Origin of the sequence: Mycobacterium farcinogenes (genome assembly GCF_019739075.1) — a bacterium.
In the GTDB taxonomy this organism is placed as follows: Bacteria; Actinomycetota; Actinomycetes; order Mycobacteriales; family Mycobacteriaceae; genus Mycobacterium; species Mycobacterium senegalense.
Window position 1 is genome coordinate 392938 of record NZ_CP081673.1, and the last position, 26784, is coordinate 419721.

General features: G+C 63.7%; 22 protein-coding genes, 1 pseudogene and 1 other annotated feature. Of the genes and pseudogenes, 11 read left to right on the plus strand and 12 right to left on the minus strand.

The features are described 5' to 3' along the window. Window positions 1-275 precede the first annotated feature (275 nt). A pseudogene (locus K6L26_RS31610) lies at window positions 276-527 on the minus strand (serine/threonine protein kinase); the annotation flags it as partial. Between the two features lie 136 nt (window positions 528-663). On the opposite strand from K6L26_RS31610, the gene K6L26_RS01640 reads away from it, so the two are divergent. From K6L26_RS01640 to K6L26_RS01665, 6 genes are all read left to right on the plus strand, one after another. Then, window positions 664-1128: a winged helix-turn-helix domain-containing protein gene (locus K6L26_RS01640; protein ID WP_221852525.1), complete on the plus strand. Its 465-nt coding sequence runs from the start codon at window positions 664-666 to the stop codon at window positions 1126-1128. A gap of 235 nt (window positions 1129-1363) precedes the next feature. Beyond that, window positions 1364-2074: a hypothetical protein gene (locus K6L26_RS01645; RefSeq protein ID WP_221852527.1), complete on the plus strand. Its 711-nt coding sequence runs from the start codon at window positions 1364-1366 to the stop codon at window positions 2072-2074. A 4-nt stretch (window positions 2075-2078) separates the two neighbouring features. Next, on the plus strand, window positions 2079-3650 hold the full coding sequence (locus K6L26_RS01650) for a type I restriction-modification system subunit M (RefSeq protein ID WP_221852529.1): 1572 nt from the start codon (window positions 2079-2081) through the stop codon (window positions 3648-3650). Continuing rightward, on the plus strand, window positions 3643-4857 hold the full coding sequence (locus K6L26_RS01655) for a restriction endonuclease subunit S (RefSeq protein ID WP_221852531.1): 1215 nt from the start codon (window positions 3643-3645) through the stop codon (window positions 4855-4857). Before K6L26_RS01650 ends, K6L26_RS01655 begins: the two co-directional genes overlap by 8 nt. 1 nt (window position 4858) lies before the next feature. After that, window positions 4859-7930, plus strand: coding sequence for a type I restriction endonuclease subunit R (locus tag K6L26_RS01660; RefSeq protein WP_221852533.1), 3072 nt, complete (start codon window positions 4859-4861; stop codon window positions 7928-7930). Between the two features lie 393 nt (window positions 7931-8323). Then, entirely contained in the window at window positions 8324-10591 is a 2268-nt protein-coding gene (locus tag K6L26_RS01665; protein ID WP_221852535.1) for a hypothetical protein, read from the plus strand. 147 nt (window positions 10592-10738) lie between these two features. Here K6L26_RS01665 and K6L26_RS01670 read toward each other — a convergent pair whose 3' ends face one another. Continuing rightward, window positions 10739-11143 carry an ATP-binding protein gene (locus tag K6L26_RS01670; RefSeq protein WP_435405357.1) on the minus strand — a complete coding sequence of 135 codons (405 nt, stop codon included), beginning with the start codon at window positions 11141-11143 and terminating at the stop codon, window positions 10739-10741. Here K6L26_RS01670 and K6L26_RS01675 point away from each other — a divergent pair. Both K6L26_RS01675 and K6L26_RS01680 read left to right on the plus strand, forming a co-directional pair. Further along, window positions 11142-11462, plus strand: coding sequence for a transposase (locus tag K6L26_RS01675; protein ID WP_221852537.1), 321 nt, complete (start codon window positions 11142-11144; stop codon window positions 11460-11462). The two genes, K6L26_RS01670 and K6L26_RS01675, sit on opposite strands and share 2 nt — an antisense overlap. Next, window positions 11423-11551, plus strand: a sequence feature (AL1L pseudoknot). (Overlaps the previous gene by 40 nt.) Next, entirely contained in the window at window positions 11459-11665 is a 207-nt protein-coding gene (locus K6L26_RS01680) for a hypothetical protein (protein ID WP_221852539.1), read from the plus strand. (Overlaps the previous feature by 93 nt.) Before K6L26_RS01675 ends, K6L26_RS01680 begins: the two co-directional genes overlap by 4 nt. Window positions 11666-12084: 419 nt before the next feature. On the opposite strand, the gene K6L26_RS01685 is transcribed toward K6L26_RS01680, so the two are convergent. Then, the gene (locus K6L26_RS01685; protein ID WP_221852540.1) at window positions 12085-12729 is read right to left on the minus strand and encodes a hypothetical protein; all 645 of its coding nucleotides are present in this window, start codon (window positions 12727-12729) and stop codon (window positions 12085-12087) included. 112 nt (window positions 12730-12841) lie between these two features. Here K6L26_RS01685 and K6L26_RS01690 point away from each other — a divergent pair, with 112 nt between their 5' ends. After that, complete coding sequence (locus K6L26_RS01690) at window positions 12842-13399, plus strand: hypothetical protein (RefSeq protein WP_221852542.1); 558 nt, start codon at window positions 12842-12844, stop codon at window positions 13397-13399. Window positions 13400-14037: 638 nt separating this feature from the next. Here K6L26_RS01690 and K6L26_RS01695 read toward each other — a convergent pair. The 3 genes from K6L26_RS01695 to K6L26_RS01705 form a co-directional block, all read right to left on the minus strand. Continuing rightward, on the minus strand, window positions 14038-14724 hold the full coding sequence (locus tag K6L26_RS01695; RefSeq protein ID WP_221852544.1) for a maleylpyruvate isomerase N-terminal domain-containing protein: 687 nt from the start codon (window positions 14722-14724) through the stop codon (window positions 14038-14040). Further along, window positions 14717-15238 carry a hypothetical protein gene (locus tag K6L26_RS01700; protein WP_221852546.1) on the minus strand — a complete coding sequence of 174 codons (522 nt, stop codon included), beginning with the start codon at window positions 15236-15238 and terminating at the stop codon, window positions 14717-14719. Before K6L26_RS01700 ends, K6L26_RS01695 begins: the two co-directional genes overlap by 8 nt. A gap of 113 nt (window positions 15239-15351) precedes the next feature. Further along, entirely contained in the window at window positions 15352-16101 is a 750-nt protein-coding gene (locus K6L26_RS01705; protein ID WP_065063317.1) for an FAD-dependent oxidoreductase, read from the minus strand. Window positions 16102-16200: 99 nt separating this feature from the next. Between K6L26_RS01705 and K6L26_RS01710 the strand changes: the two genes are divergently transcribed. Continuing rightward, on the plus strand, window positions 16201-16968 hold the full coding sequence (locus K6L26_RS01710) for an SDR family oxidoreductase (protein WP_065063320.1): 768 nt from the start codon (window positions 16201-16203) through the stop codon (window positions 16966-16968). Here the strand turns inward: K6L26_RS01710 and K6L26_RS01715 are convergent. From K6L26_RS01715 to K6L26_RS01740, 6 genes are all read right to left on the minus strand, one after another. Beyond that, the gene (locus K6L26_RS01715; RefSeq protein WP_047037201.1) at window positions 16965-17837 is read right to left on the minus strand and encodes a serine hydrolase; all 873 of its coding nucleotides are present in this window, start codon (window positions 17835-17837) and stop codon (window positions 16965-16967) included. The two genes, K6L26_RS01710 and K6L26_RS01715, sit on opposite strands and share 4 nt — an antisense overlap. Before the next feature lie 125 nt (window positions 17838-17962). Continuing rightward, window positions 17963-18499 (minus strand): pyridoxamine 5'-phosphate oxidase family protein, encoded by a 537-nt coding sequence (locus K6L26_RS01720; RefSeq protein ID WP_081288758.1) that lies wholly within the window; start codon window positions 18497-18499, stop codon window positions 17963-17965. Between the two features lie 10 nt (window positions 18500-18509). Beyond that, window positions 18510-19319: a DUF1906 domain-containing protein gene (locus tag K6L26_RS01725; protein WP_047037089.1), complete on the minus strand. Its 810-nt coding sequence runs from the start codon at window positions 19317-19319 to the stop codon at window positions 18510-18512. 78 nt (window positions 19320-19397) lie between these two features. After that, window positions 19398-21554 carry a DNA gyrase subunit A gene (locus K6L26_RS01730; RefSeq protein WP_047037087.1) on the minus strand — a complete coding sequence of 719 codons (2157 nt, stop codon included), beginning with the start codon at window positions 21552-21554 and terminating at the stop codon, window positions 19398-19400. A gap of 9 nt (window positions 21555-21563) precedes the next feature. Continuing rightward, the gene (locus K6L26_RS01735; protein WP_036390742.1) at window positions 21564-23597 is read right to left on the minus strand and encodes a toprim domain-containing protein; all 2034 of its coding nucleotides are present in this window, start codon (window positions 23595-23597) and stop codon (window positions 21564-21566) included. 199 nt (window positions 23598-23796) lie between these two features. Beyond that, window positions 23797-25878, minus strand: coding sequence for an AMP-binding protein (locus tag K6L26_RS01740; protein WP_047037085.1), 2082 nt, complete (start codon window positions 25876-25878; stop codon window positions 23797-23799). Between the two features lie 202 nt (window positions 25879-26080). On the opposite strand from K6L26_RS01740, the gene K6L26_RS01745 reads away from it, so the two are divergent. Beyond that, window positions 26081-26779, plus strand: coding sequence for a DUF1906 domain-containing protein (locus K6L26_RS01745; protein WP_109783727.1), 699 nt, complete (start codon window positions 26081-26083; stop codon window positions 26777-26779). The last annotated feature ends 5 nt before the right edge of the window (window positions 26780-26784 follow it).

The window sequence follows — 26784 nt, forward strand, 5'->3', positions numbered from 1 at the left end:
CCTCGATGATTCCGGTGATTCCTTTCCATCGCGCCGGGGGTGATCGGATGCACGGTCTGTCGGACACAACGGTCGACTTGCCACCGACGGGACTTCCAACTGCTGCAACGGATTCGACCGGCAATCCGAAACCGGCGTCAGTGAGCATGTCGCGATCTAAGACCAAGACATACTCGCCGTGGCGGCATCCAATTCGTCAGCGATCGCATAAAATCACCAACGCAAAACAGGGAGCCTACGTGACGCCCCTTTTACACCGCTCCTGGGACATCACCCTTGCCGTCGTGCTCACCGCGATCAAGTACTCCGACAACGTGGGGATGCCACAGCGTCGAAGCGAGGTTTGCCTCGCGAAGAAAGCGCTCCCGGAATGTCGGATCCGCCGATATGTCAGCATTCAACAGCTTCAGTGCATCGCGGCGTGGCAAACGGGGATGTTGGGCGAGGTACACCTCGCCCATTCCTCCGGCTCCTAGCCGTCTGACCACGGTATAACCCGCGAATTCCTGTCCCACGCCCAGCGGCATTGCAGGATCGTATACGCAGACAGTCAGCGACTCTGGCGAATCTCGGGTCTTCGGGGAGGGCCGTGATTCTCGGCAGCGAGCCGACGCCTATCGCGCAGACAGACCTCCTGATTCATAATGAATCAGGAGGTGCAAAATGTTGCCCGACCCCCCGATCCAGACCGCCGCCCAGAAACGACTCGCAGCCAAAGCTGCACGTCAACGAGTCTGCGAATGTGAGCTGGAACGAGAGATCTATGACGCTGCGGTGGTCCAAGGCCTCACCCAGCGGCAGATCAGCGAACTGGTCGTAAGTCAGTCCCAAGCGACCATCCAACGAATTTTGCGCCGCATCGCCGATGACCCAACCATGCTCGACGTGAAACCTGCCGAGATCATTGACCAGCGCACGGCCGGCATCATCACCACTCAGCAGATGATGGAAAGACTCTTAGGCTGGAGTTACAGCGTCGGCCAGGTAGTCCGCATCAACGAGGTCGCCACCGACTCGTACATTGCCGGTGACTGGGATTCCATCGAAACTGCCTTCTACCGAGGCCAACTCACCGACGACGAGTTTCAGCGACTGGCCGAACGTCAGGTCCATGCCGACGCCCCGTGATCTACGCGCCCAACTTACCTAGCAACTGGCCACACACCCTTCGCCTGGACGACTCCTGCACCGTCACTCCGCGGGCAGACCAGTACTTGCCCGCGCACTTCAAAGTCGACCGTCGCGTGTCCGGCCGACCACTACACTGACCGCACCCGAAAGGCGGGGGATTCTCGGCGGGCTCACCTGAGCATTTCGACAAGCGTGATCAATGTGATGCTCGACAGATTGTTGGTGGAGGAGCATGGGCTACACGGTCGAATGGGACGGCAAGGCAGTCACGTTGCCACCGGCCGGTCCCATGAACCCGGACGGGGTCTCTTGGGCATGGATCCGCGATGACGAAGGCAACGGCATCTATGACCATCGTTTGGCGGACTACGCGGACTCCGCCTTCGCCGCGAATGGCAAACGAGTGGGGCGTATCTCGGTCCCGGTAGTGCTGATACCCCGGCCAGACAACCCATTCGACAGCGATGCTGTGTCTATCGCACTACCGAAGTCGACGGGCGGCGACGAGGAAGCCCGATGCCTCGGCTACCTGTACCGTCACACCATCCACAATTGGGGCATCGGCAACGACGGGCGCAAGGATCTCGTTGCTCGGCTTGCGGCATTCTCTGAAGACGGTGAAGTTCGCTTCACCGCAACCATGTCGCGCGACACAGACCCCGCCGACATCGAATGGTTTCGGTGTTCCGATGACGAGGAAGGCTGGGACATCCCCCTGCGGGTACCCGAGTTCAGCCTCGATCTGCCGAACGCTCCGATCATGGGAGCAGCAATCGGCGCCTTCCTCGCCGAGCACGAAAAGAACGGCCGCGGCGGCCTCTACTTTCACGACCGCGAATGTTCCGCGGCGGATCAACGACTGCCCAAGCCGCCAACATACGGCGCCGTCACGCAGGGTGTTGAAATTCGGCCCGGCCTGCCTGGGGAAGTCCGGACCTGCTGAAAGAATGTCACGCGGCTCCGAAATTGAAGGAGTTCAACTGACCGAAGGAAGCGCGCACCCGGTGACAATCACCCAGCAAGAACTTGAGACACGGCTGTGGGACGCGGCCAACGCGCTGCGCGGGCCGGTCGACCCCGCCGACTTCAAGACCTATGTCTTTCCGATGCTGTTCTGGAAGTGGATCTCCGACACCTGGGCTTACGAGCACAAAGAGGCCCTCGACGAGTACGGCGACGACCTCGACGACGAGATCGAGGCCGACTTCCACAGGTTCGAGATGCCCGCGGGCACGCTGTGGTCCGACGTCACGACCAAGGTCAAGAACCTCGGGGCGGAGATAGCGCGGACGTTCCAGCAGATCGAGAAGGCAAACCCGCGCTCGCTGGCCCGCGTCTTCGGCGATGCGTCGTGGGGCAACCAGGAGCGCTTACCCGAATCGGCGCTGCTGGGCCTTATCAAGGCCTTCAACCAGATCAAGCTCGACCCGTCCACCGTCTCCCATGACCTGCTCGGTGCCGGCTACGAGTACCTGCTGAAGAACTTCGCCGACGAATCCGGCAAGAAGGCCGGCGAGTTCTTCACGCCGCGCGAGGTCGTGCACCTGCTCGTCGGGATCCTGGAGCCTCAGCCAGGCGAGACTGTCTACGACCCGGCGTGCGGATCGGGGGGCATGCTGGTGGCCACCATCAACCAGCTGCGCGACTCCGGCATGGACCACCGCACGCTGCGCCTGTACGGGCAGGAGATCAACCTCACCACCTCCTCGATCGCACGGATGAACCTCTTTCTGCATGAGATCGAGGACTTCGACATCAAGCGCGGCGATACGCTCCGGGCGCCCGCGTTCAAGGACACCAGCGGCGCGGTTCGCCAGTTCGATGCCGTAATCGCCAACCCTCCCTTCTCACTGGCGAACTGGGGTGCTGACCGGTGGTCGTCCGACCCGCGAGCGTTCTGCGGCGTTCCGCCGGCGCAAAACGGCGATTACGCCTTCATCCAGCACATGGTGTCGTCGATGAACGCTGGAACCGGCAGGGTCGGGGTTGTCATGTCCCATGGTGCTCTTTTCCGGGGTGGGGCAGAGGGACGCATCCGGCAGTGCCTGATAGAGAAGGATCTCCTCGAGGCCGTGGTCGGGCTTCCGCCGAACCTCTTCTACTCGACCCAGATCCCCGCCTGCCTGCTGATCTTCCGCGATCAGAAACCAGTTGACCGGAAGAACCACGTGCTATTCGTCGACGGATCGTCCAGGTTCGTGACAGGCAAGAACCAGAACCGCATGTCCGAGGACGATGTCAACGCGGTCGTCGAGGCCTACCGCACCGGTGAGGACCCCGATGGCGAAGGCGGCGCGGACGTCCGGCTGGTGTCAATTAACGAGATCAAGGACAACGGCTTCGATCTGAACATCGGCCGCTACATCAAGGTCGCGGCTGAGGAGACTGCCGACCTGGGCACCGCACTTGTCGCTTACGCAGACGCACGCCAGCACCGTATCCGGACTGAAGCTGTCATGTTCGAGCGTCTCGCAGCTGCGGGGATTGACCTGAGCATGTTCGAGTTGGCCGATGAATGAGTGGGAGGTGAAGCGGCTAGATGAAGTGGCTGATCGAATCGCCGTCAAGAACTCTGCTGGATATCAGCGGGTTCTGACCGTCGCCGCAGGCCATGGCCTTGTCGATCAGGAGACATATTTCAACAAACGCGTTGCGAGCGCGGATGTCAGCGGTTACTGGGTCGTCGAGCCAGGCGACTTTGTCTACAACAAGAGCACTTCTAAGGACGCTCCTTGGGGCGTCATTGCGCGTTGGGATGGCGACGAGCCCGCGGTCGTCACGACGCTCTACATCGTTTTCCGAGCCCGGCCCAACATCGAGTCGGACTACCTCCTTCATGCCTGCAACGGCACGTACTTCTTCAACTCACTCCGTGGGACGCTGCGAGAGGGAGCACGCGCTCATGGCCTACTGAATGTTCGCCTTGCCGAGTTCTTCGGTGCGCGGTTGGTAGTCCCGCCGCACGCCGAGCAGCGCCGAATCGTTGACGTCATGGAAGCGGTGGACGCGCAGATTCACGCGTTGGCGGCGGAGGCCAAAGCTGCGCGAGTACTGCTGCGAGCCCGTCGCTCTGAACTCCTCGTCCGTGAATCAGCAACGATTCCGCTGAAGAAGGCATTCGCAGTTCTGATGGGCCGGCAGCGTGCCCCGCAGCATGCAATCGGTCCCTACATGACCAACTATTTGCGCTCGGCAAATATCGGCGATGGAGTACTTGATCTCGCTGATATCAAGCAGATGAACTTCAACCCAGATGAGCGGGCGAAGTTCGGTCTTCGGGTGGGCGATGTCCTCGTCTCAGAGGGCAGCGCCAGTGCGGCGGCTGTGGGATTGAGCGCGGTTTGGCATGGAGAGATCGAAGACCCCGTCTGCTTCCAGAAGACACTTCTGAGGTTCCGCGCGGTTGACGGTGTCTCGACTGCAGCCTTCACCAATCATTGGTGCCAATGGGCATTCGAGTCTGGGACCTTCTTGAAGATATCGAGCGGCACAAACATCAAACACATCACCGCCATCCGCGTCCTCGAAGTCCCAGTCGCCCTGCCAGGGATCGAAGAGCAGAGCACAATTGCCGATGAACTGGACAGCTTGACGGCGCAGAACACTGCTGTCCGTGACGAACTCGCCCACCTCCGCTCGTTCCGCTCCGTCCTTCTGGCTTCACTGCTCAGCGGTGAGATCGAAACTCCCGAGTCTTACGATGCGTTGCAGGAAAAGGTGTCTTGACATGGGCTGGACAGAGGCAAGCACGATCCAGCGGTCGCTGATCGAATGGGCGGAGGAAGCCGGCTGGGAGCACACCACTGGCGGCGAGCTGCCGCGCGAGGAGCACGACGTCGTCATCGAAACCTGGGTCAGGGATGCACTGCTCGCGCTGAACCCCGAGCTGGTCGACGACCCGGAGAGCGTCGATCTGGTGGTGCACGAGATCAACCAGGCCGTCCTGGACGCACACAACGGGCTTGTGCCCGCCAACGAGCTGCTGACCGTGATGCTCCGCGGGGACCATTCTTTCCCGACGATCGACGGCAAGCACGTGCCGCGCAGGCTTATCGACTTCGAGTACCTGGAGAACAACCTGTTCGTCGTCGCCGACGAGGTCACCATCAGCGGGGCCGTAAAGACCCGGCGACTCGACGTCGTTTACTACGTCAACGGGTTCCCGCTCGTCGTCGCCGAGACGAAGACGCCCGTCAAGCAGGCTGTCTCGTGGGTGAACGCCGCGAAGGACATTTACGACGTCTATGAGGAGGAGTACCCGAACTTCTTCGCTACCAACGTCTTCAACGTCGCCACCGAGGGCCTCGACTTCCGGATGGCTCCGATCCGCGCGGTCCCGGACCCCGACTCCGAGATCTGGGCTCCGTGGGGCTCGACCGAGGACGACCCGAAGGTGGTCACTGGCCCGGCCCGCGTCGAGCGCGCCGCGCGGCTGCTGTTACGACCGGAGACGATCCTGCCGATCCTCAAGGACTTGGTGATGTTCCGGCACGCACGGGATGCGTCCGAGATCGACATCAAGCTCCTGCCGCGCTACCCGCAGTTCGAGGCGGCGTTGGCGATCCACGACAAGGTCCTCGCGGACCGGCCCGGCGGGCTGATCTGGCATCACCAGGGCTCGGGCAAGACCGAGCTGATGGCGTTCGCCGCAGCCCGCCTGCTGAGGGACGACGCGGTCGTCGAGAAGTTCGGCGGTGCGCCCACCGTGATTGTCATCGCGGACCGCAAAGATCTTGTGCGACAGACCGCGGAGATGTTCGAGACCGCCGGAATGCCGCGAATGAGCGTGCCTAAGAATCGGCGCGAGCTGTTCGCTCTGCTTCGGAGCAATGAGCCAGGAGTCGTCATCACCACGGTGCACAAGTTCGCCGAGGCCGGGCACCTGAACGACCGCTCGAACATCATCGTCCTCGTCGATGAGGCACATCGCTCTCAGGAAGGGAAGTTCGGCAAGGCGTGGCGGGACGCGGTCCCGAACGCGAAGTTCTTCGGCGCGACTGGAACCGCGATCCAGGACAAGGAGCGTTCGACCTTCAAGTTGTTTGGCGATCCGTCGGATCCGGACTTCGTCATGTCTCGCTACACCCCGGAGCAGTCGATCGCCGACGGGTTCACCAAGCCCGTCGTCGTCGAGGGCAGGTCCGTCGGCTTCAGCCTCGACAAGGAAGCGTTGGACGAGGCGTTCGACGAGCTGGCGGTGGAGGAGGACCTCGAAGAGGACGAGAAGGTCTATCTCTCGGGGAAGGCTTCGCACATCGAGACGATCCTGTCCAACCCGGACCGCGTCGCCGCGGTGTGCGCCGACATTGTCGACCACTTCCTGACATTCGTCGCTCCGCTGGGACAGAAAGCGCAGGTTGTGGCTTACAACCAGCGGCTGGTCATCGCGTACGCACAGGCCATTGAGGCTGAGCTCGCGCGCCGCGGAGCTGTGATGCCCGATGGTCAGCTGCGCGGGGTCGGCGTGGTGATGCACGTCGCCGACAGCAAGGACACACCGAAGGAGTTCAAGAAGTACTTGCTCACCTCGGAGCAGGAAGAAGCGCTCAAGCGCCGGTTCAAGAAGGTGGATGACCCGATGTCGTTCGTCGTGGTCACCGCGAAGTGGATGACAGGATTCAACGCGCCCATCGAGGGCGTGCTGTACCTCGACAAGCCCGCCAAGGATGCGAACCTCTTCCAGACGATCACCCGGCCGAACCGGCCGTGGAAGAACCCAATTACGGGTCAGCGCAAGGACTATGGGCGCGTGGTCGACTACATCGGCCTCGCAAAGGCCATCGGCAACGCGATTGCAGGCCCGAACGCAAGCGAGGACGAGGACAACGAACTCAATGTTGTCGACGCCTCCAAGTTGGCGGGCAAGTTCGTCACCGACCTGACGAAGCTCCTCCACCTCTTCGCCGGCATAGACACGACCGACGCCTCCTTCGAGTCCCTCGCCGAAGCGCACGAGCGGATCCCCGGCGGAAGCTCGCAGCGAACGGAGTTCGTCGAGGGTTACGTGGCGCTGCAGACCGTGTGGGAGTTCCTCGACCCCCACCCGATGCTGCTGCCCTTCAAGCAGCAGTACCACTGGCTCGCGAAGGTGTACGAGTCCATCCGCCCGAAGGATGTCTCCAAGGCATTCCTGTGGGCCCGCCTCGGCGCGAAGACCACGGAACTTATCCACGGCCACATGAACGAGGTCGCCGTGAAGTCGATGGCGTCGCGGACAGTAACCCTCGATGCCGCCGGGCTGGCGCTGCTGAAGAGGATCGCGGAGCAGTTGAAGCTCCCGGACGATTCATCGGGCAAGGGTGACACCGACGTCTACCAGGACGTGCTGGATTCGATCGAGATGCGGCTCAAGCGCAGGCTCGCGGAGGGCGACAGCCCTGTGTACAAGTCACTCGCCGAACGGATCGAGAAGCTTCGGGCCAAAGCGATCGAGAACGTCGAGGACTCGCTCGCGTTCCTCGAGGAGGCGCTGAAGGTTGCCCAGGATGTTGTCGCGGCCGATCGCGCAGCTGAGGAGGCCGACGAGGAGACACTGGAGCGCCTTGCCGATCCGAAGAGGGGCGTTCTCACGCAGATCGTGGAGGAGAACACGCCGGAAGGGCTGCACAAGATCGTGCCGGACATCGTCGAACGCATCGACGCGATCGTCGGCGAAGTCGCCTACACGGGCTGGACTTCGAGCGACTCCGGTGACAAGTCCGTCCGTCGGGAGCTGCGTGCGGTCTTGAAGAACTACTCGCTGCCGATCAAGGGCGAATTGTTTGACCGGATCTATCAATATGTGCGCGAGAACTACTAGCGCTAGTCGGCGAGGGTTCGAAACCTGAGCGGCCCCTCGCAGTGGCATATCGCCAGTGATGACCCACCAGCTGAGTTCCGTCGTGCGTATGGACTTCAGTCGGACGCTACTTCAATACAATAGGTCGGAGGCAAGCCAATGAGGCCAGCTCAACCGGGCCATCTTGAGTACGCAGATGCCAGCGTGAGTTACCGCGCACCCCGCGTGGCAGTTGTCACTAGGACTGACGGCGACTGGATCTACTGGGCACGGGAGGCAATATATGCCTGTTGCTCTATCTGGGGCGGCTCAGGATTCATTCTCGTGCCGCACCGAAGAGGGGTCGTTGACCCGATAATCCTGCGGGCAGTCAAGGCGTACGACCCGGACTATGTCGTCACGATGCCAACGACGATGGGTCAGCACGACACGGTATATCCCGGCGCAATCGAAGCCGAGATTGAATCGCAACGTGCGGCTGGCGCCGACGCGGACGCTCTTGAAGCGTTGCGCAACCAGTTGCCGGCTTTTCAGCTCAACGCCGAGGACGATCAGCGAGCCCGAAAGGCAGTCGTGGCGGCCTGTTCGCCCTACAGGATGGCCCTTGGCGGGGACGCGGATCCAAACGAGTGGACCGAGCGCATCTTCGTCTTGCAGGCGGACGACAGCGGAAACGGCCCCCTGACCCCCATTCATCTGATAGATCCCAAACAACCCCCTGTCTTTGGTGCTAAAGCGTCGCTGAATTCCCCCTTCGGCCTTATGGTTGCAAATCAATTTGGGATCGTCGGGACCCCAACCACAGAGCTTGGTCAAGTGCTCGAGCGAGACGAGGAACTGTTTGTTCGATCGCTGGCGGGGCCTAGATCCTCATCCCTCATCCGGCCGCATTGGTCATGCTTCGAACGAATCGATGACGAAGGTGCTGGCGAGGAGCCCCAGTCAGCCTGGTCAGCTACTCAGACAGAGCTGACGCACGTGAACGATTACCGATACAACGCGATCTTGCATGTGGTTGGAAATGAACCGGAAGATTTCAGCCTCGCCATGATTTGGGAACGGTTGTATGGCCAGGCGGTCTGGATTTGTGACGAACTCTGGGTTCCAGGCGCTTCTCCGCTCGCAGACAAGCACGCCAGTTCACTAGCGCACGGCATGGCACGCAATATTCGCTCCCCGTCGGGGATGGTTCGATGCGTAGTCAGCTCAGTCACATCAGATCGAGCCCGGCTTGACGAGTTCGTGGAAAACATCGTGGCTGTCGAACCACTCGTCGTCATGCGAGACATTTCTACGGGAACGGCCGTGGGTGACGAGCTGGGAAAAGACCAGATTGATGTGTTGCCGGGTGAAGTACTCGACTTTCCCGATCGTGGTAGGTACTTCCTTGGGCTGCGCCGCCATTATCAGCGATCTACGACCGTGCCAGTGATTCGAGATTCCGAGGACGGTGCCACGCTAGCTGCTAGTGCCGATGCTCCCGTGTTGGATGCCCCCAAGATCAATCTCGCCGCATTGTCGTTCCATGTCGATCTGGACATCCATTCGGTGGTTATGCCGCAAGGGCGGGCCGTCCCCCCAGCCGCACTAATACATAAGTCGGACAACTACTTAGACCGATACCGGGCATGGGTTCGAAACGGCCGCACGGGCGTGAGCTATGAGTCCCTTCGGTTTGATTTTGTTCAAGAGGGAATCCTTCCAGAGGAACGCTTTGCGCGACCCCGCATCAAGAAACCTGGGATGGTGGCTTGGGCTCGTGCCAGAGCGGAGATGTGCGGCTACGACGCGCAAGTGTCGGACGCCGGCTGGCCAGCCCATGTGCTCGCGGGCATGTTCGGATCGAGGCGCGCTTTGGTAGAAGCATTCAGCGGACCATTAAGGTCCGCTCTACTTCAGTACATGCCGAAGCCTGCGGGCACGGCAACGCAGGATGTTTTCGACAACAAAGAAGGGCAGCGCGGCGCCGTCATCAATCGGTCTGTATACCTGACTCTCTTGGGTTTTCAGAGCATCTCCGGGAGACCGGAGGAGGATGTGCGGCAACTAGTGGACGAGTTCCTGGTGTCAGGCCTTCTTACTCGCGGCCTCCTACTGGGCTGCAGTATCTGCCACATGTTCAGCTTCCACGCGGTTGATGCGGTAGGCAGGAGCATTGAGTGTCCCAGGTGTGGCAACATTGACGATTTCACCCACGCGAGATATCGCGTGCCCGCTGGTGAACCCGATTGGTTCTACGACCTCCACCCCCTTGGCCGAAATCTAGTGCGCGATAACGGAGATATCCCGTTGTTGCTCGCGACGTACTTGCGCATGCGAGCAGAGAACCGATACGCAGACACGACAGAAATTGTCATTCGTCGTGGTCGAAGGACGGTCGCTGAGGCCGACCTCGTTGCGGTGGCAGACGGAAGACTGATCGTGGCCGAAGCAAAATGCAACGGGTCACTCGGCGACGGTGATGAGGCAATGGCCTGTGCGCAGGGCCGAGTCAAGTTGGCAGAGATCTTCGACGCCGACGAGATCGTCATGGCAACCACTGCACCTAGCTGGAAGTCCAACAGCCTGGACGTGATGGCGCAGGCGGTGGCACAGCATGATTGGCCAAATGGACTGGCGCCAAAGACTCGTGCAATCACCGCACTCGCGGGCGAGGGGAAGGGTAGCGAGACCTACCTCTAGCTCAGATTGTGCGAAGCGTGGGTATCTTGGCTCTCGGGAACTGGCTGTAGGAAAGCAGCGTTTGGCATCGACGACATCAATGTGTGTCTCGTGGAACTGAATCGGAGCCGATCAGCGGAGCGTTTCGGCGCAGCCGGACATGAGAACTTACAACACGCTGTGTGAGTTCTCAACTCTGACAGAGTTTCTCAGGTTTGCCTGCACCACCGCGGGCCTTTTGGCGGTTGCCGGTAGCGGTTCGGCGGCGGCTTGGTGGTCGCGCAGTCGGTAGGACTCGCCGTCGAGGTTGATGACCACCGAGCGGTGCAGGAGGCGGTCGAGCATGGCTGCTGCGACGGTGGTGTCGCCGAGGATCTCACCCCAGGCGCCCACTCCGCGGTTGGTGGTGATGACGATGCTGATCTTCAAATAGCGCTGGGGGACCACCTGGAACAGTGCAGAGGCGGCCTCAGCGGGTAGCTGGAGGTAGCCGAGTTCGTCGATGACGAGCAGGGTGAATTGAATCGCCACGGTGAGTCCGGAGACTTCATCTCTTGTTAAGGATGGAGTCATGGCAGGTTCGAGGAAGTATCCGGCCGAGCTGCGTGAGCGTGCGGTGCGGATGGTCGCCGAGGTTCGCGATCAGTACGGGTCGGAGTGGGCGGCGATCGAGTCGGTGGCGGCCAAGCTGGGCATCGGCACCCCGCAGACATTGTTGAGCTGGGTACGTCGAGATCAGATCGATGCCGGCAGCCGCCCCGGGGTGAGCAGCGATATGGCCGAAGAACTCCGGCGGTTGCGCGCAGAGAACCGAGAACTCAAGCGGGCCAACGATATTCTTAAGTCGGCATCGACTTTCTTCGCGGCGGAGCTCGACCGCCGCAATCGGTGATCCTCGGCTACATCGACACCCACAAGCAGGAGTACGGCGCCGAGCCGATCTGCCGTGTGCTCTCCACACATGGCTGCAAGATCGCGCCGTCCACCTACTACGATGCCTGTACTCGCCGCCAGAATCCGTCTAAGCGCCAGGTGCGTGATGAGGAACTCAAAACCGAGATCACCCGTGTGCACCGACAGAACTACTCGGTCTAGGCGCACGCAAGGTGTGGCTGCAATGTCGCCGCGAGGGCATCGAAGTGGCCCGCTGCAAACCATTTCTTCGGAGGTGGTGCCGTCTGAGGCTAGTTCAATCCGTCGAGTGGCGAAGGCCCCCAGGAACCCTTGGGAATACGGGACCTCCGCCATGAGCTCGTAACGTCTTCGGGGCGTGAGGCCGTGGAGGTGACAAAACGGTAGGCGCGCCGCGCAAATCGCCTTAGAGGTTGCTAGCACCCAGTTCTGTCTATCATGACCTGTAGATCGAGATCCAACATTGGGCATCGTCTATCGGGCACAAGAGCAAAGTGTCTCATGCTTTGAACACCTCGCGTTTGTGGAGTCCCCTAGTCAATAATGAGAGCTTGAAATGAGCTGTTCACATTGATGTTTGGCGGGCTAGTTAGAGTGTCCATTTATGGCAGTGGGTCGGGTTCGATCGATTCGATGAATGTGAGCGCCCGCGCTGCTCCGATGATCTCATTCTCCAGGGCCTCACGCTGAGCCGCGGAGAGAAAGCCCCGTGTTCCCTTCAAACCAGCATCTATTAACCGTTTGTGGGCTTCGGTCTTTGCGGTCTCAAGCTTGAGCTCTTGCTTCAGGCGTTGTTCGACAATTTTGTTGCGGATCAAGACGTTCTTGATTTCAGATTTCTTCTGCTTGGCTTCGTAGTACTCCAGCTGGACATCGATACTCCCACTCGCCGTTTTCAGGAACCGGTTGTACAGGTAGAGCAGACCGGCCAGGACGCCGCCGCCGGTGGCCGCATCCGCGACTTGTTCCAGCACCGCGGTCCAGGGCGAGTTGATCCTGAATTCGGAGAGGTTGATGGCGTCTGCATTCTGCTGCGCCTTGCGAAAATCGCTTGTCAGCACCCCGGGGCGAGACTTACGAAAGCCTTCCATCGTGTAAGGGCGGGTTGCCCGCAGTGCGCTTACAACAAGGAGGCTGTTGAGATCGCGAAGGTCCTGCTCAACCTTCTGGAGGTTTGTCGTGTGACCCCGGCTTTTTGTTGTGATCCGCACGCGTTCCACCTGCGTGACGATGCCAGCCTGTGTCACAACAACCTCCCGTGTTTTCCAGGCATTCAACCAGACAGCTGGCGGTTACCAGGGAATCGCCGGGCAACTGCTTCACCGGGTCCGTACACCCCCGCTCCGTACACTCCGCAGCATGAACGTTCTTGAGAGCAGTCTCAGCGTCCTTGGGCTGGTCAGCGGCAGTATCGGTGCCTGGTACGGCTACCGTGCGTACCGCCATTCCAAGGCCGCCCCGTTCGATGAGCGCCAGGCCGAGCTCCGCGCGGATCTACGCCGGTGGATTAACAAGCAGCACCGCTTGGTGCGGGCCGTGAACACGCTCGATCGCGGTCTTCCTGGTGACGCCGTTAGGGCAGACCTTGATGAGTTCCGGTACTACCTGAGCGGGAGGGCGCACCGGTTCGATGTGCCACGGCCGGCTCACATAGAGACCGTCATCAAGTCCATTGACGACGCCCTGGTGAAGCTCGCAGTAGCGCACCATGTGCCGCGCAATGACTCAGCGTTCATTCCCCACGTGGATCTGATCAAGGCCAACGTGCTCCGGCCGTGGCTGGTGAGAGCCCAGGACAACATCAACGTGCTGCTCAACGGCCTGGCGGAGATTGAACGGCAGCCGATGTCCCGGCGCAAGCAGCTCAAGCTGTTCAGGGCGCTTGAGCCGAAGAACCAGACGCCGGTTGAGGAGTAGGTGAGTCGCTTAGTTCGGTAAGCACGGTTGGCGTGATTATTACGGACTCATCTTCGCGGCCCAACCTAACATCAGCGCGTGACCTCGCCGCTACCGCCAACTCCGGTAACCACTACGGCAGCCCCACCGACTGTGACCACAACCGTGCAGTTACCCCCACCTCCGCCAATAACAGTGACCCAGACTGAGGTGCAGACGACCACAGCCGTGCCCCAACCCTTCGTAGTCAAGACCAGCGATCCGGGGTTTGGCTGGAGCAGGCCTTATCGTGCCTGCTGCGACGATTTGCGCCGCTGAGGTGAGCCCTTCGTAGAGTCCAGTGGTTGTGTGGCTCTGTTGCCCGGAAACGATGGTCCACCCGACCCGAGCTACGCGTGGCGATAGTGACTTGGACCGTGCGCACCTACCACCGTCACCGCCGGCAACCCTCCTCGCGCGCGTTGAGATGGCAGAGTGACGGCGCCGTCCGTATGCATCGACGTCGCCGCTGAAGAAATGACACGAAATTGAGACAGAACTTAGATGACACGAGCCGAGACAGCTTGCATCACAGCAGTTCAGAAGGTCGCGAGATGACACGGAGAACGAGAACCTACAGACAGCCAACGGATTCACCGCGAGGCGGTGTCCGCCACCACCTACTTCTTCGGCTTGCAGGGCAGCGGCTGGTCGTCGTCTCGGGGCCCGAAGAACCCGAAGCTGTCGATGACTTCCTGCGCTGGGGTGGGAGCCCAGTTCCAGGCGGCGATCTGCAGGCGAGATCTTCGGCTGAACATGGCTCGAAAAAGCTCGTATCCGTCTGCATGAAGGGTGAGCGCCGGTGTGTCTGTGGCGCAGCACCATTCGCTGCCGTGCTCATCGCGGATGAGTATCGAGGTGAGGGGACGCAGCCGTTGCACGAGGAGCCACATCATCACGTTCAGGAACGGCGCCTGCCAATACCCGCGGTCAACGGGAGGTAGGTTGAGCGCCTCGTTCAAATCGGCTTCGTGACAGATGAGGTCGGCGGCCAGGTTGGGCCCGGTGAACTGCTGACCAGCGAGGCCGGCTTCGACCACTGGAGCAACTCGTTGCCATTCCGCCAGTAATGCCTCAACCGAATCGTTTTCGCGCTCAGCGACGTGTCGTGCTGTCCAGCGCCTGCCGCCGGCGCCGTCGAGGCGACCGGACGCGGCGTCGGCCGCCCCACCGACCAGGTGGGCCAGCAGGTGGTGCACGGACCATCCGGGTGTCGCCGGGACGGGTGCCCGCAGTTGAGTTTCGTCGAGGCCGGCCGCGACCGTGACTACGCGAAGCCGGGTTTCGCGGTATGACGTGTCAAGCATGGGCATTCGTCCTCACACGCAGTCGGGACGCAGGCGAGCGGCACACTCTGCTCAGATGGTAGGCGGCGACGCGGCCGAGCAAGCGGGGTTCGAGGAGCCGCTGGGGCGGGTCGACCATGTTCACCACCCGGACGAGGCGTTCGGTGACGACGATGTCGTCGGCGGCTTCGAGTATCTTGCGGCGGCCCCATTGCAGAGCACGGCGGCGAACCTTCGCCTTCACGCCTCGCTCGGGTGCGCTACCGGTGGGCTGGTTGGCAGCCCATACCGGAGCGATCATGTGTGCCAGTGATTGGTAGAACCGTTGTGGGTCAACGTCCCCGTGGTCGCGAAGGTGTGTCCGGAGCGCGTGGGCGTGGCGTGCGGCCATGGTCACCCCTTGGCCCTGAAGGGGGTCCAGGCAGCACAGTGCGTCGCCGATCACGAGCAGTCCCTTCGGGTGTCGGGCACAGTGGTCGTAGCGGTGCCAGGTGCCGCCGGGGTAGTGGTAGACCGCGATATCGGAGAGTGCCACGGCCCTGCGAAGCGCAGGAACAATATGGCGAGGCGCGAATTCCTCCGCCAGCGAGAGCATTTCGGTGAGGGTGGTCGGCGGTGCGGGGTGCGCGCCGGAGTGTGTCGCGATGGTCAATGTCCAGGTGTCGTGCTCGGCGGTGGCCAGCCCGCCGCGGCCGCGCCGCCCGGCGGAATCACCAGGACCAGCCGTTCAGGAAACGTGTCCTGGTCCGGGATGGTGATCTGCTGGCTGTAGTACACGCCGTGCACCGTGAACGTCCGCTGCGGTGGCCGCTGGTAACCGAGCTTTTCCATGAGCAGGGGAGTGCGGGTGGCGCGGCCGGTGGCATCGATGATCAGGCCGGCGTCCAGCGTCTCGGCTGCCCCCGTTTGACGGTCGTGGATGGTGACGCCGGCGATCCGATCAGGTTGGCCGGCAACGAATTCGCCGATGTCGCGTCCATCTTTGATGGTGACGTAGGGCAGCGCCGAAACCCTCTGGTGCAGCGCATATTCCAGTAGCGGTCGGGTCACCAGGTAGCTCGCGAGAGCGGCGGGATCGGCTACCGGATCGGTGCGGTTGAAGGTGTACGGGCCGTTCTGGATGTGCATGCGCGCGCCGAGTCGGGCGTCGTCGAGGGCGTAGCCGCCCGCGGCGATCACGTCGTCGATCAGGCCCGGGACCAGTTCTTCCATGGTCTGCCAACCCCGGGAGAGCAGGCTGTGCAGGTGTGGCCCCTGAGGTGCGCCACGGCGTCGGGAGGGTTTGTCCGGCAGGCGGTCTCGTTCAACGATCGTGACATTGTGGCCGGCGTCGGCGAGTGTGGCCGCGGCCAATAGGCCGGCGATGCCGGCGCCGAGGACAACGGAGTGGTCAGTCATGTCGTGCACGCCTCCCCTGCGTGTCGAACTGAGCGATGTCGTTGACGCTAGCACTAGTCTAAGAAAAATAAGACGAAGATAAGTAAACTCTAAGGTTCAATGACGCGTGAGGAGGCCGCAGTGATCCGACGAGGTGCCGAAGTGATCGGAGGCGTCGCACTCGTCACCGGAGCGTCCCGGGGAATCGGCGCGGAGGTGGCCCGCAAGCTTGGTGCGGGCGGGCTCCACGTCCTGGTCAACTACCGGGAGAAAGCCGCACGAGCCAACGGTGTCGTCGACGAGATCCGGGCGGCGGGGGGACAGGCTTCGGCTGCCGGTGCCGACGTCTGCGACGAGGCAGCGGTCAACGCACTACTGGCCGATGTCCGTGAGCGATTCGGCACCCTCGATGTGTTGGTACTCAACGCCTCCGGCGGCCTCGAGCGCGGAGCTGAACCGGGCTACGCCATGCGTCTCAACCGGGACGCCCAATTGTGCCTGGCCACACTGGCTCTGCCACTGATGCCGCCAGGTGCACGAATCGTGTTCGTCACCAGCCATCAAGCGCACTTCTACCCGGCCAAGCCGGTGCCGCAGGGCTACGAACCCATCGCGGAGAGCAAGCGTGCCGGTGAAGACGCGCTGCTCGCCGCGAAACCGCAACTGGCCGAACGTGGAATCACGCTCAAGGTGGTTTCGGGCGACATGATCGACGGGACGATCATCGTGCGGTTGCTGCAACGGCGGGATCCAGCCGCGGTCGAGGCCCGCCGCAGCCGGGCAGTGCTTCCGAGCGTCGATGAATTCGCGACCGAAATAGCCCGGGCGGCCTTGGTTTCCAGCTATCCCGACACCGGTTATGTCGGCGGTGCGGATTACCTGGGCTAGACGTGCCCGCCTGGGAACATCGTCTTGACGACCTGGGTCATGGTGTTGCGAGCAGAGGCGGCGTCGCCGGGTTCCAAGGAGGCCAACGCCATGACGTACCGGCGCTCGGGACCGATCGCGCCGGTGGACACGTGTAGTTGGTTGGCGCCGTTCCAGCAGCAGAACCAGCCCTGTTTGACCGCGACCGGCTCGGCATAGAGCCCGTCGGGGATGCCGAAGCGCTGCGGGTATCCGTCGGTTCCCGTCGGTGTGGATTGTGCGAGGTTGCCCATGATCACATCGGCTTGTTCGGCGGGTAGCCCGCCGCTGCCGTCCAACAGCATGTTGTAGTAGCGAACGAGGTCGCTCGCGGTGCTCTGCGTGACGTCCCAGTGTCCGTTGTAGGGCGCGGTGGTTCCCGACAGTCCGTACCGTGCCACGACGCGGCCGATGATGGCGTTGCCGCCACTGCGGTCCCAGAACGTCTGCGCGGCGCCGTCGTCGGACGAGCGCAGCATGATGTCGAGCGACTTGCGGTCGGCGTCAGACAGTTTCGTTTCGCCCTTCGAGACCTGGAGCAACAGGTCGTCGGCGATGAACAGCTTTACCACCGAGGCGATGGGGAACGGTTGGTTGGCGTTGTGGGAGACGATCTGGCCGGTGTCCCGGTCCAGCACCGCGACCTTGATGTTGGCCCCGGAACTGGCTGCATCCGCGCTGGCTTGCCGGGTGCGGGCCTCGAGCCCCGCCAACGGCGCCAGGGGCTCCTCGGTGGGAGCCTGGGGAGGCGCGGTAACCGGCGCCTGGGGAGCGACAGCTGTTGCCAACGGAGCGTTCTCTCCGCTCGGTGGCATTCCCCAGGATTGGGCCTCGCAGCCATTGACGAGCATCGCCACACCCAGCACTGCCAGGGTGGTCGTCACCCACTTCGACCGCTGCCGCCGCACAAGTCCTCCAAAAATCCTGAGCCAGGTGAGCTGAAATCGACTTTGCGCCGCCCACGGGTGGTCCCAGCTTAACGGTCGGTGAGAGGGGCCGCGTAGTGCCAGAGGTGCGACATCATGACGGGGTAGCGGACCGGCCGGAAACCGCTGAAGGTGATGTCACGGACCTGGCTGAAGTCCGACCAGAGCAGCTTGCCGCCTTTCAGCCGTCGTACGGTACCCACGCTCTGCCGCACCTGTTCGAGCTCTTGTGGACTCGCCGCGCGTAGCGCTCCGACCGTGCCATACAGCCGGACTGCCGGCGGCGCGGTGAAGCGGCCGGTGACCAATGCGCGCAGCCAGAACATGCGCCCGGCGTCGACTGCCATCACGCACACCCTCGGGTCACGGTCGACGTTGCGGGCCAATGCGCTGGTGTATTCGTCGAAGTAGAAGCCGGTGCGGTCATCTCGCAGGAACACGGTGCCGACGGGTGTGATGTGCGGTGCGCCGTCGGCGTCAGTCGAGGCGATTGCGCAGTGCAAGGTCGACTTCTTCGCCCGGGCGACAATGTCTTTGACCGCTGCCCAGTGCATTTCGTCGAGCGCGTATCGGTCTTCGACCGTCATGGAACGAGGCTCACGGATGCAGGTTCCATTGGCCCACATCGGAGGCCAGGGCGTCATTCACGTCGACACGGAGGCCGCCGACCACTGGCCCCGGATTCGACGCGGTGTCGATGATTCGCTGGTAGAGAACCGCAGCGGGGTGGACCTTGCCGCCGGACCAGGATCGGGTCTGCCATGCCCACGCCCGGCCCGGTGTGCTCGACCTCCCGATGACGCCGTCTTCGATGGCCCATTGGCATGGGTTGATGCCCGCGTAGATGCCGGTGCGCTGCACGCCGATCACCGAGTTGATTCCGCGAAACCACGGCAGGGCAACGGTGTTCCAGGTGTTGCGGTCGATGTCGTCGTCGACACTGAAGAAGATCGGTGCGCTGCGTCCGCCGCCTGCTGCGGTGTGCAGGCTCCAGGCGGTTTTCGCGTCGGCGACACCGCCGGGGAACCCGCGGGTGAAGTCCGATGGTGCGGTCCCGCCGGGCTTGCCGTATTGGAAGTTGCTGACGATGACGAGCCCGGCGGCCGTGAGTTGCCGGGCATAGGGCAAGGTGATCGGCTTGGCGCCGAAGGACGAGCCGGGACGCGACGTCGCGACGTAGTTGATCACCCCGGAGTGGCCCGCCGCCCGGATGTCTTGTGCCGGGATCTGGCGCATGGCGAAGTCGATCAGGGTAGGCGCGGCGGCCGACGCCGAGGGCGCGCCGAGCCCTGCGGCGGCCACACCGAGGCCGGCCAGCGCTGACACCGTGGTGGCCAAGCGCAGCGCGTCACGCCGGGAAATCGGGCCTGATCTGCGCAGGCCGCTGTTCCCAGGCGAGTCCTGCATGCCGTGATGTTAACAAAGTGACTGGTGTTAACCGTGTGGCCACGGCCGAAACGAGTCCAATTTGTAAGCGGCGGCCTCTCAGTCGGTCGCGGTATCGGGCGCCGGCGTCACGTCAGCGCCGCCCGCACCCTTGACCGAAGCTTTGGCCCGGTTCTCCGCCCGCACGGCCTTCTTGCCCCGGACGAATCCGGTCGGGGAGATCGACACCGAGAGCAGCGCGTCCTCGCCGTTGACGAACGGGTGGAACCCGACACCGGCGCCGCCGCGGCCCTTGACCGGGATATCGGCCACTTCGGTTACCTTCCAACCCTTTTCGGAGATGGACAGGACGGCTTCGCCGTTGCGGCAGGTGATGGGCAGCGCCGCGATGACTTCGTCCCCGTCGCCGGCAAGCTTCACCCCGGCCACACCGTTGCCCGCCACGCCTTGCGGATTGACGGCCGCCGGATCGATGCGCAAGATCTTGCCGCGCCGCGTCACCAGCGCCAGGTGATAGCCCTCGGGGAGAACACCGGACTGCAGCAGCCCGGTGATGTCCGGCGCCACCGGAATGTCGCGGATCTTGAAGGGCAGACCGTTGCCGCTGGTGAACTTCACCCGGCCGTCGGTCCACACCGCCCACCCGAGGCCCGACGTCAGCAGTTCGCCGTGGCTGTCGGAGAACACCCCACGGTCGTCCAGCCGCCAGGAAGCGTTGACCTTCCGCTCGCGCGGGCCGTCGTCGTCGGAACTCGACGCCGTCGGCGTGGCGTCGAAGTCCAGCACGGTGCGACGGTCGAACTCGGGGCCTTTGAACAGCTTTGCCGTCTCGACCAGCTCTTTGTCGATCACCACCCGGCGCGCGTCGGGGTTGCCGACCAGTTCGGTGAGCTCGGCGAACTCGGCATCCAGCCGCTCCGCCTCGGCCTGCAGCTCGATCACGTCGAGTTTGGTCAGGCGCCGAAGCTGCAGGCTCAGCACATAATCGGCCTGTTCGGAGTCGATCGAGAACCGTTCCTGCAATCCCTGGCGGGCCTCATCGACCGTCTCGGACGCGCGGATGATCGCCACGGCGGTGTCGATGTCGAGGTGGATCTTCATCAACCCGGCGACCAGATGGCGCCGTGCAGAGACCTTGTCCAGGCGGTACTCGCTGCGCCGCAGCACCACCGAATCCCGCAGGTGCAGGAAGGCCGAGATCAGTTCGCGCACCGACCACCAGCGCGGCACCCGGTCCTCGTCCAGCGCCACCAGGCTGGCCGCGAACGTCGACTCCAGCGGGGTCAGGGCCAGCAGTTGCTCGCGGATGGTTTCGGCGCTGTGGCCGCGTTTGGCGGTGACCACTACGCGTAGCCCGTTACGGCGGTCGGTGAGATCGGACATGTCGGCCACACCGGACAGCTCACCGGACTCGACCAGGGCCCGGATCCGGTCTTGCACAGTGTTACTCGCCACACCGGGTGGCAGTTCTGTGATGACGCAGTTCTTTCCGTCCACCGAAACCGTGCCGCGCACCGTGAACTGGCCACGCCCCGTGGTGATGTACTCCCGCAGCCCGGCCGTGCCGACGACGGTGGCTCCGCACCCCCAGTCGGGACCGGGAATGAGCTTGACCAACCTGTCGTCGGTCATGTTCGGGGTTTTCAGCAGTGCCCGGCACGCCGCGATCACTTCGCGCGGATTGTGGGCGGGGACCTTGGTGGCCCAGCCCTCGGCGATACCGACAGCGCCGTTGCACAGCAGCACCGGCCACTGGGCCGGCAGCCAGGTCGGCTCGGTCCACTCCCCGTCGAACGTCTGGACCATGGGAACCGCGTGGCTGTCGAGTTCGGCGGTCAGCGCTGCGCCGGGTGCGGACAACCGCATCTCGGTGTACCGGTCGGCCGCGGGAATGTCGCCTTGGATGCGCGGGAAGGCGCCTTGTCCGTCAATGACTTTCACGCGCTGGAACTCGGCGGCCATCAGTGCCGCGGCCCCGTACATCGACGCCCCGCCGTGGGGATGCAGGTTGCCGGTGACTGCCGAGCAGATCTTCGACGACTTCTGCGGCTTGTTTCCGGGCAGCAGCTTCGATTCGTGCATCTGATAGAGCAGGCGCCGTTGACCCGGCTTGAGGCCGTCGAATGCGGACGGGATGGCCCGGTCGCTGACACTGTAGAGCGCGAAGGTCAGCTGATAGTGGTTCCAGTAGTCGTCGGCGCTCTGGTCGAGCACCAGGTCTTCGTTCTGCTCAGGAACGTCGAGGGTGGCGGTCAAGTCGTGCTCCTAGGTGAGGTCCAGCGCGGAGGTGTCGACACGGGAGGCGACATCGGCCATCCACGTGCGCCGGCCCTCCGGCGGGCCGCCGAACAAGATGTGGTGCAGCTTCTTCTCGCTGTCATCGGAGTGAACCCGGATCACGGTGCGGCGCTGTGGGTCCAGCACGGTGTTCCAGAAGTCGTCGGCGTCCATCTCGCCCAGACCCTTGTTGCGCTGAACCTCCACCCTCCGTTTGGAGGTGGCCTTCATCTCGGCCACGGCGGCGTCGCGTTCGGACTCGTCCTGGCAGTAGACGCGCTGGTTGCCGTCTTTGACCACGAACAGTGGCGGCAGCGTCACGTAGACCATCCCCGCCTCGACGAGCGGGCGGTAGAAGTCGAGGAACATCGAGATCAGGCTCGAGTTGATGTTGCCGCCGTCGGGGTCGGCGTCGGAGGCGAACAGGATGCGGTCATACCGGCACAGTTCCGGATCGCAACTGTCGCGTATCCCGCAACCCAGGATGCGTTCGATCGAATCGAATTCGTCCTTGGCGCGCGCCTTGCTCACGGCAAAGCCGTATACGTTGGGCGGCTTGCCTTTCAGCGGGAAAGCGGCCTGGAAGGTGGCGTCGCGGGCGGCCTTGATGGTGCCCAGCGCCGAGTCACCCTCACACAGGAACAGCTCGGCACCGGACCCGCGGCCGGTCTCGCGGCTGGGCAGCAGTTTGGGTGGCAGGGACAGATTCGTGCCCAGCCCTTTGGCTTTCGAAGCCGCCCGGGAACGGGCCTTGGCACCCTCGGCGCTGCGGCGGGCGCGGGCGGCCTCCAGCGCGAGCTTCGTCCACAGGGTGACGGTGTCTCCGTTGGCGGGGTTGGCCGCCCAGATGGTGACGCTGCGCGCCACGTCGGGGGCCATCGCCACGTTCAGCGACCGCGACGACACCGCGGTCTTGGCTTGGGAGTCCCACGCCACATCGGGTGCGCGAGTGTCCACGGCCAGTGCGGTGACGGCCGCGAAATCCTGGGCCTCCGGGCCGTCTTCGCCTTTTGCCAGGCCCAGATCCCGGATGCGCGAGGCCCGGTCGGCCAGGGCTTCGGACAGCCCCTTGATGGCAGCGGTCAGGTGTGACCCGCCGTTCGGGGTCCGCACCGTGTTGCAGAACGCGGCCACCGTCGTCGGTTCGGCCGGGCCCGCGGTCAGTGACCAGCGGAACGGGGTTGGGCCGCGGCCGGTCGAGTATTCGCCGCGACCCTCCACGACTGCGCGCACGTCGGGCAGGGGAGTACCGGCCGCGGTGCACATGAGGTCGAGCAGGGTGTCGGTGCCCCACGGGCCGCTGAACGGCTCGATCAATGCGGGTGGAACCTCGCCGCCGGGCCAGCCCTCGTCGACGACGGTCAGGTGCACTCCCGGCGACATCCGCGCGGCGGCGTGCGCACGCAGCAGCACCTCACCGATGTCGAGGCTGGAGTCGGGGACGACGGCCGGGTCGAACAGGATACGCACCGTGGTGCCGTGGGCATCGGGCTTGCGGTTGCCCGAGCCCTTCAGTTTCTGCGTGTCGGCCCGGGTGAACGGGGCGTCCGGGTCGAATTCCTTGCCCTCGAACGTCCCGGGGTAGCCGTGGCCGAAGCTCTGCAGATAGGTCTTGCCGGCGCGGCGCACCGACACGTCGGTGCGGGCCGAGATGAACACCGCTGCGGCGGCGCCGATCCCGTTGAGCCCGGCGCCGGTGCTGGTGGCGTCGCTGTGTGCGGAGAACTTGCCGCCGGCACGTGCGGTGCCGAGCGTTTTGACGATGCCGTTCTTCCCGGTCACCGGGTCGGAGTCGACGGGCAGGCCGCGGCCGTCGTCGGCGACGCTCACCGATCCGTCGGCGTGCAGGGTGATGGTCACGGTGGACCCGCCGTGGCTGGGATCGGCGACCTCTTCGATCGCGTTGTCCACCAGTTCGCGCAAAGCGGTGTTGAGCACGTCGAGGCCCAGGTTCACCGCCGGCCGCAGGCGCGTGTGCTGGACATCGTCGAGCTCGGTGATGTCCGCGGCGTTGTAACTCACTGCTGTCCTTTCCACCAGGGCCGATGCCGCAGCAATCGACGCCCGTCGGAGTGTCGCTACGCGTGGCGGGCTGCGCCGCGCGGCCGCCCTGTGGCACGGGTGGCGTAAGCATTGTGCCCTGCGCCGCCGACACGGGGTCTTACCGCCACGGCCCGAGACGCGCCCGTGTGATCTGCGCCGCTGTCGTCACCGGGCGCAACTAGCCCGGCCAGCCCATCTCCATCGGAAACTGGCCTTCGATCAGGTGCCGCTTCAAAACCTTGCCGGTGGCGGTGCGGGGAAGTTGATCGACGAAGGTCACGTCGCGCGGAATCGAGAAGCGGCTCAGGCGGTTCCGGACGTAGTTCTTGACGGTGTCTTCGTCGAGCGATGCCCCTTCGGTACGGACGACGAACGCCGCGAGCCGCTGGCCGAACTCCGGATCGGGAACGCCGACCACCGCGACGTCCGCGACCTGCGGCAGCACTGCGAGGGCTTCCTCCACCGGGCGTGGGAAGACGTTCTCCCCGCCCGAGATGATCATGTCGTCGTCACGGCCGGCCACGAACAGGCGTCCGCTGCCGTCGATGTAACCGAGGTCACCGGTATCCATCAACTTGTCCTCGACGGTCGGCGATTTGGCGTTGGTATAGCCGTCGAACAGCATGTCGTTGCCGACGAAGATGCGCCCGACGGCGCCGGCCGGCGCGACCCGGCCCGCCTCGTCGAGGATGGCGATGCGGGTGCCGAGCGGTGGCCGGCCCGCGGTGGTGGGGGCGACGCGCAGGTCGGCGGGGTCGGCGATCGTCGCCCACGACACCTCGGTGGAACCGTAGAAGTTGTAGAGAACGTCGCCGAAGATCTCCATGAACTTGGTGACGGCCGCGCCCGGGATCGGTGAACCGCTGCTGGCGACCACCTTCAGCGACGACGTGTCGTAACGCTTGAGCACGGCGGCGGGCAGTTCCAGGATGCGCTGCAGCATCACCGGAACCAGGATCACCACCGTGCAGCGGTGGCGTTCAATGGCTTTGAGACATTCTTCGGCGTCGAACCGTTCCATCAGTACCACCGTCGCCAGCAGCGGCGTGCTCACCTGTAGCGCGGCCAGGCCCCAGGTGTGGAACAGCGGCGCGCACAGCAGCATCACTTCGCCGTGCCGCAGCGGCATGCGCGACAACATCGCGGCGATGGCGCCGAATCCGGGCGGGGTGGGCCGTCGGGCGCCTTTGGGGGTGCCGGTGGTGCCCGAGGTGAGGGCCACCAGCTTGCCCGGCTGTTTCGGTGGCGGCACCGGTGTGGCGCCGGTACCGGTGGAAATCAGATCTTCCATCGAACGCCGTTGCGGGGTAGCAGAATTCGGATGGATCGAGATTCTCGGGATGTCCGCTGCGACATAGCGGACCTCGGGTTCGAAGCCGTTGTCGACGAAGATGGCGTCGATGCGATGTCGGTTGACGATCTCTTCGATCGCGCGGGCGGCCAGGCCGGTGTTGAGCAGCACCAAATCGGCGCCCAACTTGCTCGTCGCCACCATGCACTCGACCATTGCGGAATGGTTGCGGGCCAAGACGGCGAACGTGCTGTCGCTGGTGAAACCGATCACCGACAGGCCGGCCGCCAATCGGCTGGTGCGGTCGGCCATGTCCCCGTAGGTGGAGGTGCCGTAGCCGTCGATCGACGCTGTGGTGCCGGGTGATCGCGCGGCGGCGGCGCCGAGTCCGCCGGCGAGGGTGAAGCCCCATTTGGCCAGCGAATTGAGTTGGCGAACACCGCGATCGGGTCGAGATGCTCGCACGACTCCGCTGGTGATCATGGTTTTCAGGACGTTGAGTTGCAACGATCTCCCGTCACCCATGTTGACCAGTTGTGCGGTCGGGTTGCCTTCGAGATGGTCCGAGATGCGTTGGAGCCCTTCGTGAATCCAACTCTCGACGGCGTTGTCGCTGGCTTTCGCGATGTCGGGGTGGAGCGTGCCGATCGCGAAGATACGCAACGCGATGCGGGCGCCCCGCCCTTCGGGGGTCAGGCGAATCGACGCGAAACAGCGGCCCGTCTGGGTGGCGTCGAGACGCAGCTCCATGCCGGAGAGGCGGACCGTGCGGCGCATCTGGTGAACCACCACGGCACCGCGGGCGGTCGAGAGCCGTACCTCGAAGAGTTGGGGGTCACCGGCCACCTGCTCGCAGGACCCGAGCCCGCGAAAGAAGCGCGGGTACAGATGCGGTGCCTCCAGGATGGGCCAGATGTCCGGGCATGGGTGATCGAGCGTCGTGTCGACGGCGATCACGTCTCGTGCCACGGTGGTTTCTGTCAGGGTCGGTAGTTAGCTGTGACTAACCATTGTGGGCCATCTGCCGCCGGTACGTGCCGGTTTTGTCGACGAACCCGGAGGTGGCCGTTTCCCGGTCCCGCCGGATACGCTGCGGATCGTGACGGGATCGGCTTCACGGCGCGACGTCCTCCGTTATGCAGCGGCTTTGGCAGTACCAGGTGTGCTCGCAATGGCAGCCACGGGAACCAGGGCGGCTTCGGCGGAGGGCCTGCAGCTCGTCGATTTCGCCGACCGGCTGGTGCAGCCCGAGCAGATCAAGGCCGCCGGTTTCGGCGGGGCACTGGTCTATGTGTCCGAACTGCGGCCGGGAGCCACGTTCGATTTCAAGCCCGTCACCCGTGATTACGCGGACCAGCTGCGCGCGTCCGGCCTGCAGATCGTCAGCTGTTACCAGTTCGGCAAGCCGGGATGGCCGACGCCGTCGGATTTCACCCGCGGCTATGACGGCGGAGTGGCCGATGCCCGGACGGCGCTGCGTCTGCACGGCGCCGCCGGCGGGCCCGCGTCGGCGCCGATCTTCTTCAGCGTCGATGAGGACATCGATGCATCGGCCTGGAAGAACCTCGGCGTGCAGTGGTTTCGGGGGATCAATTCGGTCCTCGGGGTGGGCCGCACCGGAATCTACGGCGGTAGGCGCCAGTGCGGCTGGGCCATCGCCGACGGTGTCGTCGGCTCCTCGACCAGTCCCGGCCACCGCTGGGCCTGGCAGACCAAGGCCTGGTCCCGGGGTGAGCGGGAGCCGGCTGCCGTGCTGTTTCAGCGCGAAGTGGTCACCGCGTCCGACCCGGGTTTCGTCATCGACGGCATCCATGTCGACGTGAACGATGTTCTCGCACCGGATTTCGGCCAGTGGGATCTGGCGAGGTGATGCGC

Bases quoted from the DNA above. Each gene is read 5' to 3' on its own strand.
- K6L26_RS01660 (WP_221852533.1), top strand. From the start codon at position 4,859: ATGGGCTGGACAGAGGCAAGCACGATCCAGCGGTCGCTGATCGAATGG.
- K6L26_RS01690 (WP_221852542.1), top strand. From the start codon at position 12,842: ATGAACGTTCTTGAGAGCAGTCTCAGCGTCCTTGGGCTGGTCAGCGGC.
- K6L26_RS01725 (WP_047037089.1), bottom strand. From the start codon at position 19,319: ATGCAGGACTCGCCTGGGAACAGCGGCCTGCGCAGATCAGGCCCGATT.
- K6L26_RS01665 (WP_221852535.1), top strand. From the start codon at position 8,324: ATGGGTCAGCACGACACGGTATATCCCGGCGCAATCGAAGCCGAGATT.
- K6L26_RS01710 (WP_065063320.1), top strand. From the start codon at position 16,201: ATGACGCGTGAGGAGGCCGCAGTGATCCGACGAGGTGCCGAAGTGATC.
- K6L26_RS01715 (WP_047037201.1), bottom strand. From the start codon at position 17,837: ATGCTCGTCAATGGCTGCGAGGCCCAATCCTGGGGAATGCCACCGAGC.
- K6L26_RS01670 (WP_435405357.1), bottom strand. From the start codon at position 11,143: ATGACTCCATCCTTAACAAGAGATGAAGTCTCCGGACTCACCGTGGCG.
- K6L26_RS01675 (WP_221852537.1), top strand. From the start codon at position 11,142: ATGGCAGGTTCGAGGAAGTATCCGGCCGAGCTGCGTGAGCGTGCGGTG.
- K6L26_RS01655 (WP_221852531.1), top strand. From the start codon at position 3,643: ATGAATGAGTGGGAGGTGAAGCGGCTAGATGAAGTGGCTGATCGAATC.
- K6L26_RS01640 (WP_221852525.1), top strand. From the start codon at position 664: ATGTTGCCCGACCCCCCGATCCAGACCGCCGCCCAGAAACGACTCGCA.
- K6L26_RS01745 (WP_109783727.1), top strand. From the start codon at position 26,081: ATGGCAGCCACGGGAACCAGGGCGGCTTCGGCGGAGGGCCTGCAGCTC.
- K6L26_RS01650 (WP_221852529.1), top strand. From the start codon at position 2,079: ATGTCACGCGGCTCCGAAATTGAAGGAGTTCAACTGACCGAAGGAAGC.
- K6L26_RS01695 (WP_221852544.1), bottom strand. From the start codon at position 14,724: ATGCTTGACACGTCATACCGCGAAACCCGGCTTCGCGTAGTCACGGTC.
- K6L26_RS01720 (WP_081288758.1), bottom strand. From the start codon at position 18,499: ATGACGGTCGAAGACCGATACGCGCTCGACGAAATGCACTGGGCAGCG.
- K6L26_RS01705 (WP_065063317.1), bottom strand. From the start codon at position 16,101: ATGACTGACCACTCCGTTGTCCTCGGCGCCGGCATCGCCGGCCTATTG.
- K6L26_RS01645 (WP_221852527.1), top strand. From the start codon at position 1,364: ATGGGCTACACGGTCGAATGGGACGGCAAGGCAGTCACGTTGCCACCG.